The sequence below is a fragment of the Paenibacillus sp. USHLN196 genome, assembly GCF_037144955.1.
Lineage (GTDB): Bacteria > Bacillota > Bacilli > Paenibacillales > Paenibacillaceae > Paenibacillus > Paenibacillus xylanexedens_C.
On the sequence record NZ_JBBCYH010000002.1, the window covers coordinates 483,612 to 500,549 of the forward strand.

Annotated in this window: 13 protein-coding genes; 11 read left to right on the forward strand and 2 right to left on the reverse strand. The window is 46.5% G+C overall.

Annotated features, from left to right (window positions below; all coding sequences use genetic code 11):
• The first annotated feature begins 64 nt into the window (after positions 1-64).
• Positions 65-922 carry a cell wall hydrolase gene (locus WFI24_RS05395; RefSeq protein WP_145320604.1) on the forward strand — a complete coding sequence of 286 codons (858 nt, stop codon included), beginning with the start codon at positions 65-67 and terminating at the stop codon, positions 920-922.
• Between the two features lie 275 nt (positions 923-1,197).
• Here WFI24_RS05395 and WFI24_RS05400 read toward each other — a convergent pair whose 3' ends face one another.
• Positions 1,198-2,412 carry an MGDG synthase family glycosyltransferase gene (locus WFI24_RS05400; protein ID WP_336759326.1) on the reverse strand — a complete coding sequence of 405 codons (1,215 nt, stop codon included), beginning with the start codon at positions 2,410-2,412 and terminating at the stop codon, positions 1,198-1,200.
• 380 nt (positions 2,413-2,792) lie between these two features.
• Between WFI24_RS05400 and WFI24_RS05405 the strand changes: the two genes are divergently transcribed.
• From WFI24_RS05405 to WFI24_RS05420, 4 genes are all read left to right on the forward strand, one after another.
• On the forward strand, positions 2,793-3,374 hold the full coding sequence (locus WFI24_RS05405; protein WP_145320600.1) for a TetR/AcrR family transcriptional regulator: 582 nt from the start codon (positions 2,793-2,795) through the stop codon (positions 3,372-3,374).
• Positions 3,375-3,580: 206 nt separating this feature from the next.
• The gene (locus WFI24_RS05410; RefSeq protein WP_336759328.1) at positions 3,581-5,863 is read left to right on the forward strand and encodes a YhgE/Pip domain-containing protein; all 2,283 of its coding nucleotides are present in this window, start codon (positions 3,581-3,583) and stop codon (positions 5,861-5,863) included.
• 673 nt (positions 5,864-6,536) lie between these two features.
• Positions 6,537-11,135, forward strand: a complete 4,599-nt coding sequence (gltB, locus tag WFI24_RS05415; RefSeq protein WP_336759330.1) for a glutamate synthase large subunit — start codon at positions 6,537-6,539, stop codon at positions 11,133-11,135.
• A gap of 228 nt (positions 11,136-11,363) precedes the next feature.
• Complete coding sequence (locus WFI24_RS05420) at positions 11,364-11,519, forward strand: hypothetical protein (RefSeq protein WP_167350832.1); 156 nt, start codon at positions 11,364-11,366, stop codon at positions 11,517-11,519.
• 97 nt (positions 11,520-11,616) lie between these two features.
• Here the strand turns inward: WFI24_RS05420 and WFI24_RS05425 are convergent, their stop codons facing one another.
• The gene (locus WFI24_RS05425; protein WP_047841965.1) at positions 11,617-11,985 is read right to left on the reverse strand and encodes a helix-turn-helix domain-containing protein; all 369 of its coding nucleotides are present in this window, start codon (positions 11,983-11,985) and stop codon (positions 11,617-11,619) included.
• 422 nt (positions 11,986-12,407) lie between these two features.
• Between WFI24_RS05425 and WFI24_RS05430 the strand changes: the two genes are divergently transcribed.
• From WFI24_RS05430 to WFI24_RS05455, 6 genes are all read left to right on the forward strand, one after another.
• Positions 12,408-12,767 (forward strand): hypothetical protein, encoded by a 360-nt coding sequence (locus tag WFI24_RS05430; RefSeq protein WP_336759334.1) that lies wholly within the window; start codon positions 12,408-12,410, stop codon positions 12,765-12,767.
• A gap of 153 nt (positions 12,768-12,920) precedes the next feature.
• Positions 12,921-13,679 (forward strand): tyrosine-protein phosphatase, encoded by a 759-nt coding sequence (locus tag WFI24_RS05435; RefSeq protein ID WP_336759336.1) that lies wholly within the window; start codon positions 12,921-12,923, stop codon positions 13,677-13,679.
• 32 nt (positions 13,680-13,711) lie between these two features.
• Positions 13,712-14,467 carry a YveK family protein gene (locus WFI24_RS05440; protein WP_336759338.1) on the forward strand — a complete coding sequence of 252 codons (756 nt, stop codon included), beginning with the start codon at positions 13,712-13,714 and terminating at the stop codon, positions 14,465-14,467.
• A complete protein-coding gene (locus WFI24_RS05445; RefSeq protein ID WP_145320586.1) occupies positions 14,448-15,125 on the forward strand; it encodes a CpsD/CapB family tyrosine-protein kinase in 678 nt (225 codons plus the stop codon). The genes WFI24_RS05440 and WFI24_RS05445 overlap by 20 nt, the downstream gene beginning before the upstream one ends.
• A gap of 185 nt (positions 15,126-15,310) precedes the next feature.
• Positions 15,311-16,213 (forward strand): UTP--glucose-1-phosphate uridylyltransferase GalU, encoded by a 903-nt coding sequence (gene galU / locus WFI24_RS05450; RefSeq protein ID WP_036611572.1) that lies wholly within the window; start codon positions 15,311-15,313, stop codon positions 16,211-16,213.
• Entirely contained in the window at positions 16,210-16,908 is a 699-nt protein-coding gene (locus WFI24_RS05455) for a sugar transferase (protein WP_442956195.1), read from the forward strand. Before galU ends, WFI24_RS05455 begins: the two co-directional genes overlap by 4 nt.
• Positions 16,909-16,938 lie beyond the last annotated feature (30 nt).

The following is a 16,938-nucleotide window of genomic DNA, read 5'->3' on the forward strand; positions in this document are numbered from 1 at the left end:
TATTCAAATTCTTTTTTTTGGGTTACTTAGATTAGGGAATTGTTTCGACAGGAGGAATCTTCGAATGAACATTATAAGCAAGAATCGTTGGGTAGCACCGATGTTATCAGTGCTGCTTGTATGTATAGTTGGGGTAAATGTCGTTCAAGCGACGGGGAAGTGGAACGAAGCTAGTGATAGTAAACAGATGACCGAACTTGCGGCTTCTGTGCAAAATAACCAAACATCTACGCAAGAAGAGAGGCGTATGATGCAAGATGGGACAAGTCTGTCCTCTAATCTGTCTGTCCAAACCGTAACTTGGACTGAATCTTTGCCAGCGAAGAACTGGCTTACGACTGCTCAAGAGGAGCAGGAACTGCAAGAAGCCAAGGCCAAGAACAAAGCTAGAGCTGTAGCTGCGGCCAAAGCCAAAAAAGAAGCTGCACTGAAATTGGCCAAAGTGGAACGTGCCAAAGAAGTTGCTGCTGTAACAACTCCCCCCCAAAAACTATACTTTACCCGGACCAAACTTTTGAACCAGGAAGACTCGAAACTCGCAACCTGGTCATACAGTGTGTCCGATAAAGAACTGCATCTGCTGCAAAAAATCGTCATGGCAGAGGCAGAAGGTGAACCGTACGAAGGCAAAGTGGCAGTTGCCAATGTTGTCTTAAACCGGCTGCGGTCAGCCAATTTTCCCGATACCATTTACAAGGTGATCTATCAGAAATCCCAGTTCAGTCCTGTAGCGAACGGACGTTTGAAACGTGTGGTTCCCAACGAGGACAGTATCAAAGCAGTGAATGCTGCGCTGAATGGGAAGAAGGAAGTTGCCGATGATACGTATTATTTCTTATCATTGACACTTGCCGACGATCTGACAGTTGCCCGCTCGCAGAAAAAAGTAAAAACGATCGGTCATCATACTTTTTACAAGTAATCGACCCGTAAATTCTGCAAACAGGCAGGGTAGTTAACTGTGTGTGCATCACACGGCCCTTCAAAACGCCTGAATCGTAGTTTTATTTCGTTATTTTCAAATATCGTTATACTCTAAATTACCCTTTTTTCTGCCAAATCATACGGTGGATCCAGTGAAAATAAAAGAAGGTTCCCTTCCAAAAATTCGGAAGGGAACCTTCTTTTATTATCGTGGGCACTTGTCTTGTCCCCTAGAACACCTCATGAGAGCTGTTCTATAGGGCCATAGAGACGTCAGAATGGTATTCTGGTACCTGACAAGGACGTGGCAGCAATTCCGGCTGTGAAGCGCTCCACGGACGTTTTTGTAACTTCGGCTGTGGTCGGGAACAATAAGTCATGAACAGCTTGAGCACAACATGTCGGATCATAGACTGAACGGTTACCTGAGTTGAGCGCCACGTTCAGCGGACTTTCAGCTTGAGCAGATGCCTGCTCACATAGTTGTCTGAAACGATTGGTGATTACATCGGCTGAGTGAATGACCTGACCATATCCGGCTTGTACAAAGTATTCACAATTCTCTTCCTCTTGGCCGGCAAGTGGAGGTATGAACAACATCGGTAACCGCTTAGCCAGCGCTTCGGTGCATGTCATGCCACCAGGCTTCGTGATCAGCACATCGGATACATCCATCAGTTTGCTTACTTCCCGTGTATACCCCAGAATACGAATATTACGGTGCTGGAAGCAAGGCATTTCTTTCATCTTCGCGATCATTTTCTCGTTGCTTCCGAGACAGAACACCAATTGAACACGATCTGCCCAGGACGTGAGAGCTTTCATATGATCCTCATCGAACGAAAGCCCCCATCCACCACCCATAAGCAGCGCGGTAGGCATGTTCTGAAGCCCCATCTCTTCCCTTAGCTTCACTTTGTCTCCTGCTTCCCAGAAGTCCGGATGCACAGGGATTCCCGTGATCTGAATGTGGGATGGATCGACACCACGGATCTCAAGCAATGCTTTGACCTGAGGGGTGGAGACCAGATATTTGTTCACTTCCGGATTAATCCATGTTCCGTGTACGTCATAATCCGTTACGACGGTATAGAGCGGAATATTCAGACCCTGGCGTTTGAGCCTGGAGATCACTGCATTCGGAAAAGGATGGGTGCAGATCACCGCATCCGGTTTCAGTTGGGATACGACCTGCGCCGTCTGTGTATAGAAAATCCGGTGCAACGCCAGCTTGGTAAAGCCATTTAATGATTTGTTGTACTGTGTGCGGTACAACAGGCTGACCAGTTTGGGTTGGACCGATAGTGTCTTTCGATATGCAGAAAAAATTAGTGGAGCTACCGTTGGGTTCAAAAATTTGCCTAGTTCAATGACACGACTGTGAACATGTGGACTGACTTTTTTGATGCCATGTGCCAGCGCATGAGCGGCCTGAGTGTGACCGGTACCGAAACCTTCCGATAATAAGAGCACTCTTGGTTTTCGCATGAGTTCACCTTTATTCATAAGTTTAAATTTAAAATGAAGATATTCATCGATTATTCTGCGATAGAAAGCAATTACTACATGAATATACATTGAAGCACAGAATCATGTTTCTTCTATGAATATTTACACCATATATCTTGCGATGAGACAGCCTGACTTCATTTATATGCGTATTGTTTGAGTCATCTTACACTATAGACGACGACAGAGGGAGTTTCCACTGCATTTAGGTTAAAAAATATTAACACAATTTTTTCATTGTTAGGGTTGCAATCTTAATTCGAAGGTGGTATTGTAAGTTTTGACCGAATGACTGAATTGTATTTTTGGTCATTTATATGAAACGTTTGAACAATGAATCAGGATAAAGGAGGGATTAGATGGCTCCGATTGACAGGAGACAGCAGGTTATTCATGCAGCAGCCCAGTCGTTTGCCATGTTTGGATACAAGGCAACCACGATGGATCAGGTCGCCAAGATTGCGAACGTTGGCAAAGGAACGATCTATACATTTTTCACGAATAAAGAACAATTGTTTGATCAGATCCTGGTAGAAGTGATTCAGGAAATGAAGAACATCGCGCATCGTGAAGTACATCAGGAAAGTGCATTTTTTGATAATCTGTTTCGGGTACTGGATGAATTGTTAGAGTTCCGTCGTGATCACGATCTGCTGGTTAAGTTATCACAGGAGTTGAAGGACTTTGGAACGCTGCAGGCCAAGGAAGGTCTGGACAAAGTCGAGAAGGTTATTTCCGACTTTTTGGCTAAGGAGCTTGAGAGAGCAAAAGACAATGGAGAAATACGAGATTGTGATCCGCAAGTTGTTGCTTTTATGATGATTCGCCTGTACATTGCACTCACCTCAGACTGGAGCAAGCAACATCAACCGCTGAGCAAAGAGGAAATTAAGACGTACTTTCGCCTTTTCTTAATGGAAGGAATTGCTGCTGTAACGTAATCCGAATTTAAACTACTATAATAAAGGGTTTTTACGTGTATCAAGCAGTGAGGCTTGTCGGAAGACAGGTTGTTTTTTTGCTCTAAATTGACCGTTTGAGGAAAGTGGTCAGTTCGTGTTTCAGTATGTTTTCTGGAATGCGGCATTGTATTTCATTTAAGGTTATTCCTGCTCATAGAGCAGAGAGATTAAGGGGAGAAAATGACATGAAATCTTTATCCGTGTTTTTCAAGGATGTGGGATCGGCCGTGAGAAACCCGAAGGTGTTGATCCCTGTTATTGCAATTATGTTTATACCGATCCTGTATAGTGGCATCTATCTGGTGGCCTATTGGGACCCGTATGGTCATGTGGATGAGATGCCGGTTGCCGTTGTCAATCTGGATAAAGGCGCTGTGCTGGAGGGGAAAACACTCCATGTAGGTAGTGATCTGGTGGATGAGCTGAAGAAAAATGCAGATTTCAAATGGGATTTTGTCAGTGCCAGTCAAGCCAAAGAAGGCATGAGTAATGACAAATATTATATGCAAATTACAATTCCGGAGAACTTCTCATCCCAAGCAACAACATTGCTCGATGACAAGCCGGAGCCGGCTGATCTAATCTATGAACCCAATGGCAATTACAGCTTTGTCGGTGCACAGATCGGTAAGACCGCTATTAAGGACCTGAAAGCGAAGGTCTCGGCCAAAGTGACAGAATCCTATGCGGAGACGTTGCTCGACAAGTTCTCCGAGGTAACCGATGGTTTGGCTGAGGCAGGCGACGGAGCAGGGGAACTGAATACGGGTGCAGGCAAACTGGATGATGGTGCAGTGAAGCTCAAGGATAACCTGGCGAAGCTCGCATCCGGAACGCTTGAACTTCAGGAAGGACTTTCTCCATTAAGTGATGGCGTTAATGCATTGCATACGGGGGCGACCAAGCTTGAAAGTGGCACAACGAATCTCGTCTCCGGTCTGCAACAACTTCAGGCAGCCGCTTCGAGCCAGCTTCAGAGCGGAGCAGATCAGTTGAAAGATGGCAGCGCCAAACTGGAAACCGGACTACAGTCCTCACTGGATGGCACAGGCAAGCTGCAGGCTGGCCTGCAATCGTCTGAACAGGGTAGCGCAAAGCTGTCTGAAGGTCTGCAAAGTGCAGTCCAGGGCAGCGGAACATTGGCAACAGGCTTGCAATCGGCCGTAGATGGCAGCAGCAAGGTTGCTGATGGTGCAAAAGGCGTAGCTGCCGGATTGAAACAGCTTGCTGAATCGAACCCGGAACTGGCCGAAAATGCTGATGTACAGAAACTGCTTGCGGCGAGTGAAGCTGTTGCCGATGGTAGTGCACAGTTGCATGAGAGCGAGCAGAAGCTGGCACAGGGTGCAGATCAGCTACATCAGGGTAACCAGCAGCTGGCTGCGGGTGCAGCCGAGCTTCATGGAGGCCAGAAGCAACTTCTGGCTGGTGCGAACCAGCTGGTGGATGGTCAGCAGCAATTATTGGCTGGTGCCGGACAGCTTAGTCAAGGGGGAGCACAGCTCTCCGATGGTCTGAAGCAATTCAGTGGCAAACTGGGTGATGCTGCAAGTGGCGGTACATTGCTTGCGGATGGTGCCAAGCAGCTGGGCTCAGGTACAACAGCTCTGCAAACGGGTGTAGGCAAACTCAGTGGTGGTGTTCATTCACTTACCGATGGTTCCAAGCAATTGGGCGATGGTGCAGGCAAACTGGCTGACGGCCTTACCGAGCTAAAAGATGGCTCAAGTGAACTGGCAACCAAGCTGAATGATGCCGCGCAAAAAACATCCGAAGTCAAGAAAACGGATGATGTGGTGAACATGTTCGCTGAACCTGTGAACTCTTCGGAGAACACAGCAGAGAACGTGAGCAATTATGGTACTGGATTAACACCGTTCTTCCTGTCGATCGGTCTGTTCGTGGGATCGTTGATATCGACGATTGTATTGAAAATGCGGGAAACGTCTGTACCTGGTGCAACAGGCTGGAATCGTTTTGTCAGCCGTACACTGGTATTTGGCTCCGTGAGTATTTTCCAATCGGTTATCGTGGCAAGCTTCATGTTATACGGTCTTGGACTGGAGACGCACAGCGTAGGGCTGTTCTACCTGTTCACCATTATTACAGGGCTGACCTTCATGTTGATTGTTCAGGCACTTGTGACTTGGCTGGATCTGCCTGGACGTTATGTTGTCATTCTGCTGCTGGTCTTCCAACTTGCGGCTAGTGCAGGTACTTTCCCGGTAGAACTGATTCCATCGTGGCTTCAAGCATTTAGCCCTTGGTTGCCAATGACACACAGCATTATGGGCTTCAAGGCGGTTGTATCGAGTGGCAATCTGGATGTAATGTGGCATCAGGCAGGAATTCTCAGCATATATGCTGGTGTGTCCATCGTGCTGACGCTGGCCTACTTCCTTTGGAATGGCAGACGTCCGAAAAAAGAAGCGGAACTCGCTGATTCTGGTCAAGTTGTGACAGCATAAGTCGAACCTGATCATCAGCAACGTGATATTTACGAAAAAAAACTTTATTTTCATGTAGCGAAATTATGCAATATAGTAGTCAAATAGTGCAAATAGCCTGTGGCCCTAAAAAGGGGCTGCAGGCTATTTTGTATACAAATGCATAGAGAAGTAAAGATTCGCTGGATCAAGCAGCAACAATTTGGTGGAATTATTGATAAACACAGGCCACATATGGAACGATTTTCTTCTGTCAGCAATTTAATTCAGTTGTACTCTGACTTAAAAAGTGTATAATTATTCGAAAAAGAGATGAATTTAAACGTCATTACAGTAAAGCTGTACTGCAAAACATTTCTTATCAGAGGTATTAAAAAGTTTAAATTGCGCTGATGTTAGGTCGGTGTTAAAATAATAGAACTATATCAAAAAAACGTCGCTCCATTTCAGTAGCCGTGCCAGCGGCTGCGTGTTGATTTATACATGCTGTTTGCCGGATCGTCCGGATCAGCTCATCTCATTCAATGGCTTCTGCCCAATAGCAGGCATATATTTTTGACAGTCTCATGCTGTCACCTCTTCTATCTAGCAGGCTCTATCGCAATCGAAAGGCCAGCTCCTCCCGTTTCATTGTTGCCTGTTGCCTATGTTCTTGATCTTTCCGAAATACTTCATTATAGAAAGGTTGCGTTCCATGAGACACATCGGATTACCTCCAAAACAGGGTCTGTATGACCCGCAGTTCGAAAAAGACGCATGCGGAATGGGTTTTGTCGCCAACATCAAAGGAGTACCTTCACACGATATCGTTAGTCAGGCACTGACCATGCTCAGTAACATGGAGCACCGTGGAGGACAGGGAAGTGAACCGAATTCCGGTGACGGAGCAGGTATCCTGATTCAGATTCCACATCGCTATTTTGCACAGGAAGCGGAACGTCTTGGTTTTGCTTTGCCAGAACAGGGCTTCTATGGCGTAGGTATGTTGTTCCTTTCCCAGGACCCTGCCATTCGCAGTGCACATGAAGAGAGCCTTAAGAAGATTATTGAAGAAGAAGGACAGACATTCTTGGGTTTCCGGGATGTTCCTACTTTTGATGAAATGCTTGGCCGTTCTGCACTTGCAGCGAAACCTTATGTACGTCAGGTGTTCATTGGAAGATCCACAGATGTGAAGGATGAGCTTGGATTTGAGCGTAAGCTGTATGTTATTCGCAGACGCGCTGAGCTGGCTATTCGTTATTCGGCAAATGAGGCAGAAGGCGGTTCATTCTACCTTCCGAGCTTGTCTTGTCGCAAAATTGTATATAAAGGCATGCTCACAACGGAGCAGGTTGGAGAGTTCTATCTGGATCTGCAGGAAGATCTCGTTGAATCGGCTATTGCACTTGTGCATTCCCGTTTCAGTACGAACACCTTCCCAAGCTGGGAACGTGCCCACCCTTATCGCTTCATGATCCACAACGGTGAGATCAACACGATGCGTGGTAACGTGAACTGGATGCATGCTAGGCAGTCCTTGTTCGAGAGCGAGTTGTTCGGTAACGACATCGCGAAAGTAAAACCGGTCATCAATCCGGACGGTTCGGATACAGCCATGTTCGATAACACACTGGAGTTCCTGTATCTGAGTGGACGTTCCCTGCCACACGTGGCTATGATGATGGTTCCTGAACCTTGGAGCACGGATGAGGGAATGGACCCTGCCAAAAAGGCATTTTATGAGTATCACAGCACAATGATGGAGCCTTGGGATGGACCAGCAGCAATGGCCTTTACAGATGGTTTGCAAATTGGTGCAACACTTGACCGTAATGGTTTGCGTCCAGCTCGTTATTATGTAACCAAGGATGACCGTATTATCCTGTCCTCCGAAGTTGGGGTACTGGATATCGCACCGGAAGAGATTCTCTACAAAGATCGTCTTCGTCCAGGTCGGATGTTGCTTGTGGACACACAACAAGGCCGTATCATTGCGGATGAGGAAGTAAAAGCAATTATTGCAGCCGAGAATCCGTATCAGGATTGGCTTGATGAGCATTTGATGGATCTGAGCGAGTTGCCGGAAGCACCGGAACTTCCTGATCCAAAACATGATAACGTGACCCAGCTTCAGCTGGCATATGGTTATACATTTGAGGAACTTCGTAAAATCCTGGAGCCCATGGCGACAACTGGTATGGAAGCTACGGGTTCGATGGGTTATGATGCACCATTGGCGGTGTTGTCGGATCGTCCACAGCGCCTGTACAACTACTTTAAACAGATGTTCGCCCAGGTAACCAACCCACCGATCGATGCAATCCGTGAAGAGATTGTAACGTCTACGGCAACAACCATTGGTCCTGAGCGCAACCTGTTGAATCCTGAACCGGAGAGCTGTCGCCAGATTCGTTTGGATACACCGGTCTTGTCTAATGAAGACTTTGCGAAGATTCGTCATGTACGTCGCCCAGGCTTCCGCTCCATGACGATTCCAATCTTCTTCACCGCTGCGGAAGGAGCAGAAGGACTTCGCAAAGCGATGGAACTTCTCTTCGAAGCTGCAGACCGTGTCATCGACAAAGGTCATAACATTCTGATCCTGTCTGACCGTGGAGTGGATGCCGAGAATGCTGCGATTCCTGCGTTGCTTGCTGTAGCAGGTCTGCATCACCATCTGATTCGTCAGGGAACCCGAACAAAAGTCAGCATTATGCTCGAATCGGCAGAACCGCGTGATATTCACCACTACGCGTTGCTGCTCGGATACGGTGTAAGTGCCGTGAACCCTTATCTGGCCTTTGAAACGCTGGATGACATGATTCAGCAAGGCTTACTGCGTGGTATCTCGCATGAGAAAGCAGTGAAAAATTACATTAAAGCAGCTACCAAAGGCGTGACTAAAGTGTTGTCCAAAATGGGGATTTCTACGATTCAATCGTATCGTGGAGCTCAAATCTTCGAAGCGGTAGGTCTAAAATCAGACTTCGTTGACCGTTACTTTACTTGGACACCTTCCCGTATCGGTGGAATTGGGTTAGAAGAAGTGGCAGCCGAAGCGTTGACACATCATAACCGTGCCTTTACGGAAAAAGACGGTAACGATAAAGTATTGGATTCCGGCGGGGATTATCAATGGCGTAACGACGGAGAAGAGCATCTGTTCAATCCGCAAACCATTCATACCCTGCAACACGCAGTACGCACTGGGGATTACAAGCTGTATAAAAAATATTCCAAGCTCGTGCAAGGTGAGAATGATCAATTGTTGACCATTCGCTCCATGCTGAAGCTGAAACCGGTGGGAGCTTCCATTCCACTTGAAGAAGTTGAATCTGTAGAAGATATCATGCGTCGTTTCAAAACGGGGGCGATGTCCTTCGGTTCGATCAGTAAAGAAGCGCATGAAGATCTTGCGATCGCAATGAACCGTGTGGGTGGTAAATCCAATACGGGTGAAGGCGGAGAAGATCCGGCTCGCTTCATTAAAGATAGCAACGGGGATTCCCGTCGCAGTGCAATCAAACAGGTAGCATCCGGACGTTTCGGTGTAACATCCAACTACCTGGTTAATGCTGATGAGATTCAGATCAAAATGGCACAGGGGGCAAAACCGGGTGAAGGCGGACAACTGCCAGGACGTAAAGTGTACCCTTGGGTTGCTGAAGTTCGTGGATCTACACCGGGCGTAGGTCTGATCTCACCACCACCACATCACGATATTTACTCGATTGAGGATTTGGCGGAGCTGATCTATGACTTGAAAAATGCCAATCCGCGTGCAGAGATCAATGTGAAGCTCGTCTCGGAAGTTGGTGTGGGTACCATCGCGGCAGGTGTAGCCAAAGGCCGTGCTGATATTATCCTCGTCAGCGGTTATGACGGTGGTACAGGTGCATCACCGCAAGGATCGATTCGTCACGCAGGTATGCCTTGGGAACTGGGTCTTGCAGAGACACATCAAACGTTGATGCTCAACAATCTGCGTGACCGTGTCGTTCTGGAGACAGACGGCAAAATGTTGAACGGCCGTGACCTGGCGATCGCAGCCTTGCTTGGAGCCGAAGAGTATGGTTTCTCAACAGCACCACTCGTTGCACTTGGCTGTATCATGATGCGTGTCTGCCAAATGGATACCTGTCCAGTTGGTGTAGCGACACAGAATCCGGAGTTGCGTAAAAATTACATGGGTGATCCAGCTCATGTGGTTAACTTCATGCGATTTGTCGCTGAAGATATGCGTGAGATCATGGCTGATCTTGGTTTCCGTACCATTCAGGAAATGGTCGGACGTACAGATTGCCTCGAAACGGTAGAAGCTGTAGATCACTGGAAGAAAAAAGGTGTGGATCTGTCTGTATTGCTGCACGTGCCTGAGATGCCGGAAGGCTCTGCACGTTACCGCACACAACATCAGAACCACCAATTGGAAGAAACGCTGGATATGCAGCAATTGCTGCCACTGGCACAACCTGCGATTGAATCCGGTCAACCGGTTGAAGCGGTACTTCCAATTACGAACGTTAACCGTGCAGTGGGTACCATTTTGGGTAGTGAGATCACACGCAAATATGGACTCGCAGGATTGCCTAAAGATACAGTTAAATTCAAATTTGTCGGCTCTGCCGGACAAAGCTTTGGGGCCTTTGTACCTAAAGGCATGACCTTGACCGTTGAAGGCGACTCCAATGACTATGTAGGTAAAGGACTGTCAGGAGGTAAACTGATCGTGATGCCTTCTTCGAAAGCAACATTCAAGGCGGAAGATAACATCATTATCGGTAACACGGCACTCTATGGAGCAACAAGTGGTGAAGCGTATATCCGTGGTATTGCGGGTGAGCGATTTGCTGTACGTAACTCGGGCGCCAAAGTAGTCGTTGAAGGTGTCGGCGACCATGGTTGTGAATATATGACGGGCGGACGTGTCGTTGTACTCGGCGATACAGGTCGTAACTTTGCAGCAGGGATGTCCGGAGGTATTGCCTATGTGTATGATCCGGAAGGCACATTCTTGCAACGTTGTAATCTGGAAATGGTTCTTTTGGAGCGTATCGAAGACGTAGCCGAAAGTGCAGATCTTCGAGGCATGATTCAACGTCACGTTGCCAACACAGGAAGTGCTGCCGGTCAGCGCATTCTGGATAACTGGCAAGATGCCTTGAATCAGTTCGTTCGGGTTATTCCGAAAGACTTCAAGCGGATGACAGAACAGATTGAACGGATTCAGGCGACAGGTCTGACTGGAGAAGCAGCATTGCTCGCTGCGTTTGAAGCGAACATGCGTGAACTTGCGCGTGCGGGAGGTTAATAACTTCCTTGTTCAAGTGTAAGTGCGTGAACAGGTTGTATTAAGAATAATAGGAGCTATATGGTTGCCATGCTGGCGCCAGATAGCTCCTATTTTGCTTTCGACAAAATTAGAACCCCTTCAAAAAACGTTATCGCCATGAGACGACAACATTGAGGAAGTTTCTCAAGTATAATAAGGCTAGTTTTGGAGTGCAGGGAAAGTATAAAGATAAGAGAGGTTAGCGGAATGAATATGAAGCATCCAAACAGGGGCGATCGTAAGCCGACAGGTAAACAAGTCGAAGCAACTCAGATGGACATCATGAAAGTTTTACTGCAATGCGGAATCGACCCGGAGCGTTGGAACCAATTCGTATCCTCCGTCAACAACAAGCGTCCTTGACAGGATAGACAACCATGGAATGGAGGGAATTCAAGACACAAAAAAAGCCCAGAAGCCAGAGAGTGTATCTCTCGGGAACTGGGTCCTCTTTTCGGGTTTAATCCATGCTGCGTTCCATTCGGACAAAAGCGATAAAACGACGTGCCTCTTCTTCCGTTAAGGATTTACCATCAATCATCAGATCGAAGCGCTCCAGCACTTCCTTGTCTGATAACTCCAGAGTGTCAACGAATTCACGTACGTCCTCATCCATCACGACATCACTTTGCTTCGTACGTCCAATGAGGTAATCAATAGACACGTCAAAGATGTCAGCAAGTCTCGTTAACACTTCGAAATCCGGTTTACGTCGGTTCTTCTCGTAGTGAGAGAGAGCAGCTCTTGTAATATGAATGGAGCTCGCAAGTTCTTCTTGAGTTAGTCCCCGCTGTTCCCTTAATTCAGCAATGCGATTTCCGTAGCTCATAAGCTATTTCCCCCTGAACGACATCAAATATATATTGAAACAATCCTGAGCCAAGTTTTTGATCAGGGCAGCTTTCCTACAAAAAAGTATCTCCTCGTGCGTTTCCTACAACCGTTTCCATTTGTAAATAGGTCTGTCTAAGGACATCTCATATTGTCGTAAATCAAAAGAACCATGTCCAAATACCGCTTGACATGATACGTATTGTATCGTAAATTGGACGTATGGAGTTACAAAATGTATCATTTGGAATATTTTAAGTATCTCCTTGTTGCCTTAACCATATACCTGTGAGAAGGAAGTAAAGGCAGTCCATGTAGGCTAATCCATTCTAAAGGAATGAAACCATGTATTCAATAATTCAGGAATGGGCTGATATGAAATTAAATGTCCATATGTACATTCAGGAGTTTCATGGGAAAATGGTAGACCGCAAAAGACGCCCCGTTCTGTTACTTGGAATGGACACTCAAACGATCACCTTCCTGAGCGACTTGAACTTGCCAGTATCATCAGAAATGCTCATTGGTTTGGATGTTGAAGATCATCATGTATGTGTAAGACTTCATGCAAGGTTGCAATGGAAACAGCCCTTCGGAGAGCTCACAATGTATCATTCAAACTTGCATATTCAGCACGAACAGAAACTATATATAACTGGACAGTTAAACACAATGCTTACTGAAGTTCAGTTTCCCACGGTTTCCCGTTTTCAGTACGAAAAGGCAACAGAGCAAAAGTCCCTGCAACAACCCTATCATTACATTGATTTCACCATATAATTCCAGGTCGATTCTTAACAATTTCTGAACAAAACATGTACTTAACGCCATTTTACTATATTTCATAGCGTTATGCATTAGTTCTTTAACACCAAAAGCATTTGCGCAATGAATAAAGGGGCAAGGGGGATCATACATTGAGGAAGTTTGGATATGGTTGAAATGCACTGCCACATATTATCCGGTCTGGATGATGGTCCTGTTCGAATGGAGCAGTCCGTTGCGATGGCTGAGAAGGCGGCAGCCTCAGGAATTACCTCCATTATTGCTACTCCGCATCACCTGAACGGGCAATACAACAATGAACCGATGGTGGTCAATCAGGCCGTGAACCTGCTTCACGCAGAACTTCGCATACGTAACATTCGCCTGGAGATCCGTCCCGGACAGGAGATCAGGGTGCATGACAACCTGATTGGAGACTTATATGCAGGAAAGTGCTGCACACTCGCCGGAAGTCGTTACATGTTGCTGGAACTGCCCTTTGGTCATATTCCCTCACAGTTCCCCAGGATACTGCATGAACTACGAATAGCGGGAATTACCCCTATTATTGCTCATCCGGAACGCAATCGTGCCATTTTGAAGAAGCCAAAGCTGTTGGCTGATTACTTGAGTCAAGGTGGGCTATGCCAGCTTACGGCTCAATCTTTCACCGGGCTTTTCGGACGAAAAGTTCAGAAGTGGTGTTTTCATTTTTGCAAAGAAAACGGGTTTCATTTCATTTCATCAGATGCACATGATACGTGCAAAAGGACGTTCGCCATAGGTGAGGGGGAGCGTGTCATTGAACGTCGCTTCGGAGCCGAAGCCGTTAGAAAACTGGCAGATAATGCATCCCACATTCTATCGAATTCGAGCCTGGTCACAGAACGCTGGAAACCTCGCAAATGGTTGCTGTCCATCTGGTAGTTACATAGGTTTGATCACAACGTATAGGAGGAATGAAAGTGGAACTGAAAGGATATTTTCGACTTTTACAAAAGAAAATCTGGTTGATTGTTGCAATTGCTTTGATAGCGGGCGTGGGTGCAGGGGTCAAAAGTATTTTCTTCACCCAGCCGATCTATGAGGCAAGTTCCAAGCTCATCGTGAATCAGACATCAACGGTTGAAGGTCAGGCCATGATGGATTTCAGCATGATCCAAACCAATATCAAACTTATTAACTCTTACAGAGAAATTATTAAATCTTCTGCCATTATGGATAAAGTAGCTACGACGTATCCAGACTTGGGCTTAACTTCTGCCCAGCTCATGAATAGCACCTCCGTCTCTACAGCAAGCGAGTCCCAAGTGATGAGCATAACTGTACAAGGGACTTCCTACGAAAAAGCCGCAAAAACAGTCAATGCCATCTCCAGCGTGTTTCAATCTCAAATCCCCCTAATCATGAAAATTGATAATGTGGCTATTCTCAGTGAAGCAAAAGTGGATAGTAACGCATCTCCAATTAATATGAAAACCACATTAAGCATCATTGTCAGCCTGTTCGCAGGTCTAGTGCTGGCGATTGCACTCGTATTTCTGCTGGACTACCTGGACGATACATTCAAATCCGAAACTGAACTGGAAAAAGAGCTGGGGCTGCCTGTGCTTACGGTGATATCCAAAATGAAAAAAGACGATCTGAAAAATACGAAAAATTACATATCTCAACAGAAAGTGGGGGATGGCAAATATGTCGCGGCAAACCAATGAAAATAACAGTCTGGTGACCTATTTTAACTCCAAATCTCAAATCTCGGAGGGATACCGTAAATTACGGACGAACATCCAGTTCTCCTCGATCGACAGTCACATCAGTAAAATCATGGTGGCTTCAGCTGAAGCCGGCGAAGGCAAAACCACAACCATTAGCAACCTGGCGGTGACCTATGCCCAGGAAGGCAAGAAGGTTCTGCTGATTGATGCGGATCTGCGTAATCCTTCCTTGCACCAAGTGTTTTCCGTACCCAATCATATCGGTCTTAGCAGTGTGCTGTCTAATCAGTACAGTGTGGATGAGGTACTCAGAGAAAGTTATATCGACAACCTCCAGCTGTTCACGTCTGGCCCTATTCCGCCGAACCCTTCCGAGATGATCGGTTCCAATCGGATGAAAAAGCTGATTGAAGAGTTAGAGGATCAATACGATGTCATCATGTTTGATACACCGCCGGTGCTGGCGGTAACAGATGCCCTCATTGTAAGTTCGCTGTGCGATGGGGTGCTGCTGGTCGTGAACTCAGGCAAGGTCAAGAAGGAATTGGTGAAGAAGACCAAGGCTGCTCTGGAGCATGTCAATGCGCGAATCTTGGGCGCGATCCTGAACAATATCAAAAACGCTGCAGTTCCAGTGGGCTACGGAGAAAAGTAAAAGTTCTACCCTATGTTTCCAAATAAACAGGTAATGTCTACTGCACCTTTATCACTGTAGGCACTCGGTCATGCTGTGGGTTCAATGAACCTTAGACGTTAATCGTCGAAGGTATGACGTGAGGACGGGTTAGATGCCCTGGTTCAACTTTTATAAAACTAAAAAAAGAGGATAGGGTGGTATTTATGAAAAAAGTGAGAAAAGCGATCATTCCTGCAGCTGGACTGGGTACACGTTTTTTGCCAGCCACAAAAGCGATGCCTAAAGAAATGCTCCCTATAGTGGACAAACCAACTATACAGTATATCGTTGAGGAAGCCATTGCCTCTGGAATTGAAGACATTATCATCGTAACAGGTAAAGGGAAACGGGCGATTGAAGATCATTTCGACAACGCTTTTGAACTGGAACACAACTTGCTGGAAAAAGGCAAACTGGGCCTGCTTGAAGAGGTCCGCAAATCTTCTAACGTGGATATCCACTACATAAGACAAAAAGAGGCCAAAGGACTTGGTCATGCTGTCTGGTGTGCACGTAACTTTATCGGTGACGAACCTTTTGCCGTGTTGCTCGGAGATGATATCGTCGTATCGGAAGTGCCATGCACCAAACAACTGATTGATCAATATGATCAGGTTCAACATTCCATTGTTGGTGTACAAACCGTACTTGCTGAACAAACAGACAGATACGGCATTGTGGACCCGCTTCAATCGGATGGTCGTTTGACAGAGGTTCTCAGGTTCGTAGAGAAACCTGCCCAAGGCACAGCGCCTTCCAACCTGGCGATTATGGGGAGATACGTACTGAGTCCAGAGATTTTTGAACATCTGGAGCAACAGGAGATTGGTCAAGGGGGAGAGATTCAATTAACGGATGCGATTCAGCGTTTAAATGAGACACAAGGAGTGTATGCTTACGATTTCGAGGGAGTACGTTATGACGTGGGCGAGAAATTGGGATTCATTTTGACGACCATCGACTTCGCTCTGCAAAAACAGGAGCTTAGAATTCCGATGCTGCAGGCTCTGCAACAAATCCTGGAAAAAGAGTCGGTAGAACATGTAGCCGGGGGGGAGTTTGAATGAGTCCATCTCCCCAAACGAAGGAAGCGGAGATTGTTATGGACCCAAGTCTGGGGTACAATGCATCAACGATGACAGGGCAAAATGCGGATAAAGTGTATCTATTTATGAAAAGAATGCTCGATTTGCTGGGTTCTTTCATAGGTTTGATCATTTTGTGCCCCTTGTTTGCCGTCATCGGATTACTGATCAAAATCGAGGCCCCGCAGGGGTCTGTTTTTTTTCGTCAGGTACGGGTCGGACAGAATGGGAAAGAGTTTCATATGTACAAATTCAGGTCGATGGTTGCGAATGCAGAAGATCTGCTAGAACAGCTGATTGACCAGAATGAAGTGAACGGGAACATGTTCAAAATGAAGAACGATCCCCGCATTACCCGAATTGGCAAGTTTATTCGAAAAACCAGTCTGGATGAGCTGCCTCAGTTATGGAACGTGTTCCGTGGAGAGATGAGTCTTGTTGGACCCAGACCGGCCCTGCCCAGAGAAGTGGAGAACTACACTTCTTATGATAGACAGCGCCTGCAGATGATTCCGGGATGTACGGGATTATGGCAAGTTAGCGGTCGAAATAGTGTGGGCTTTAATGAAATGGTAGAGCTGGATCTGACGTATGCCCGTGAGCGCAATATGATGGTGGATATCAAAATTATCTTCAGAACGTTCAGAGTGCTGCTTGGTTCGAAGGATGCGTTTTGAAACACGATTCTGGCTTTGAGGTGGCATAGC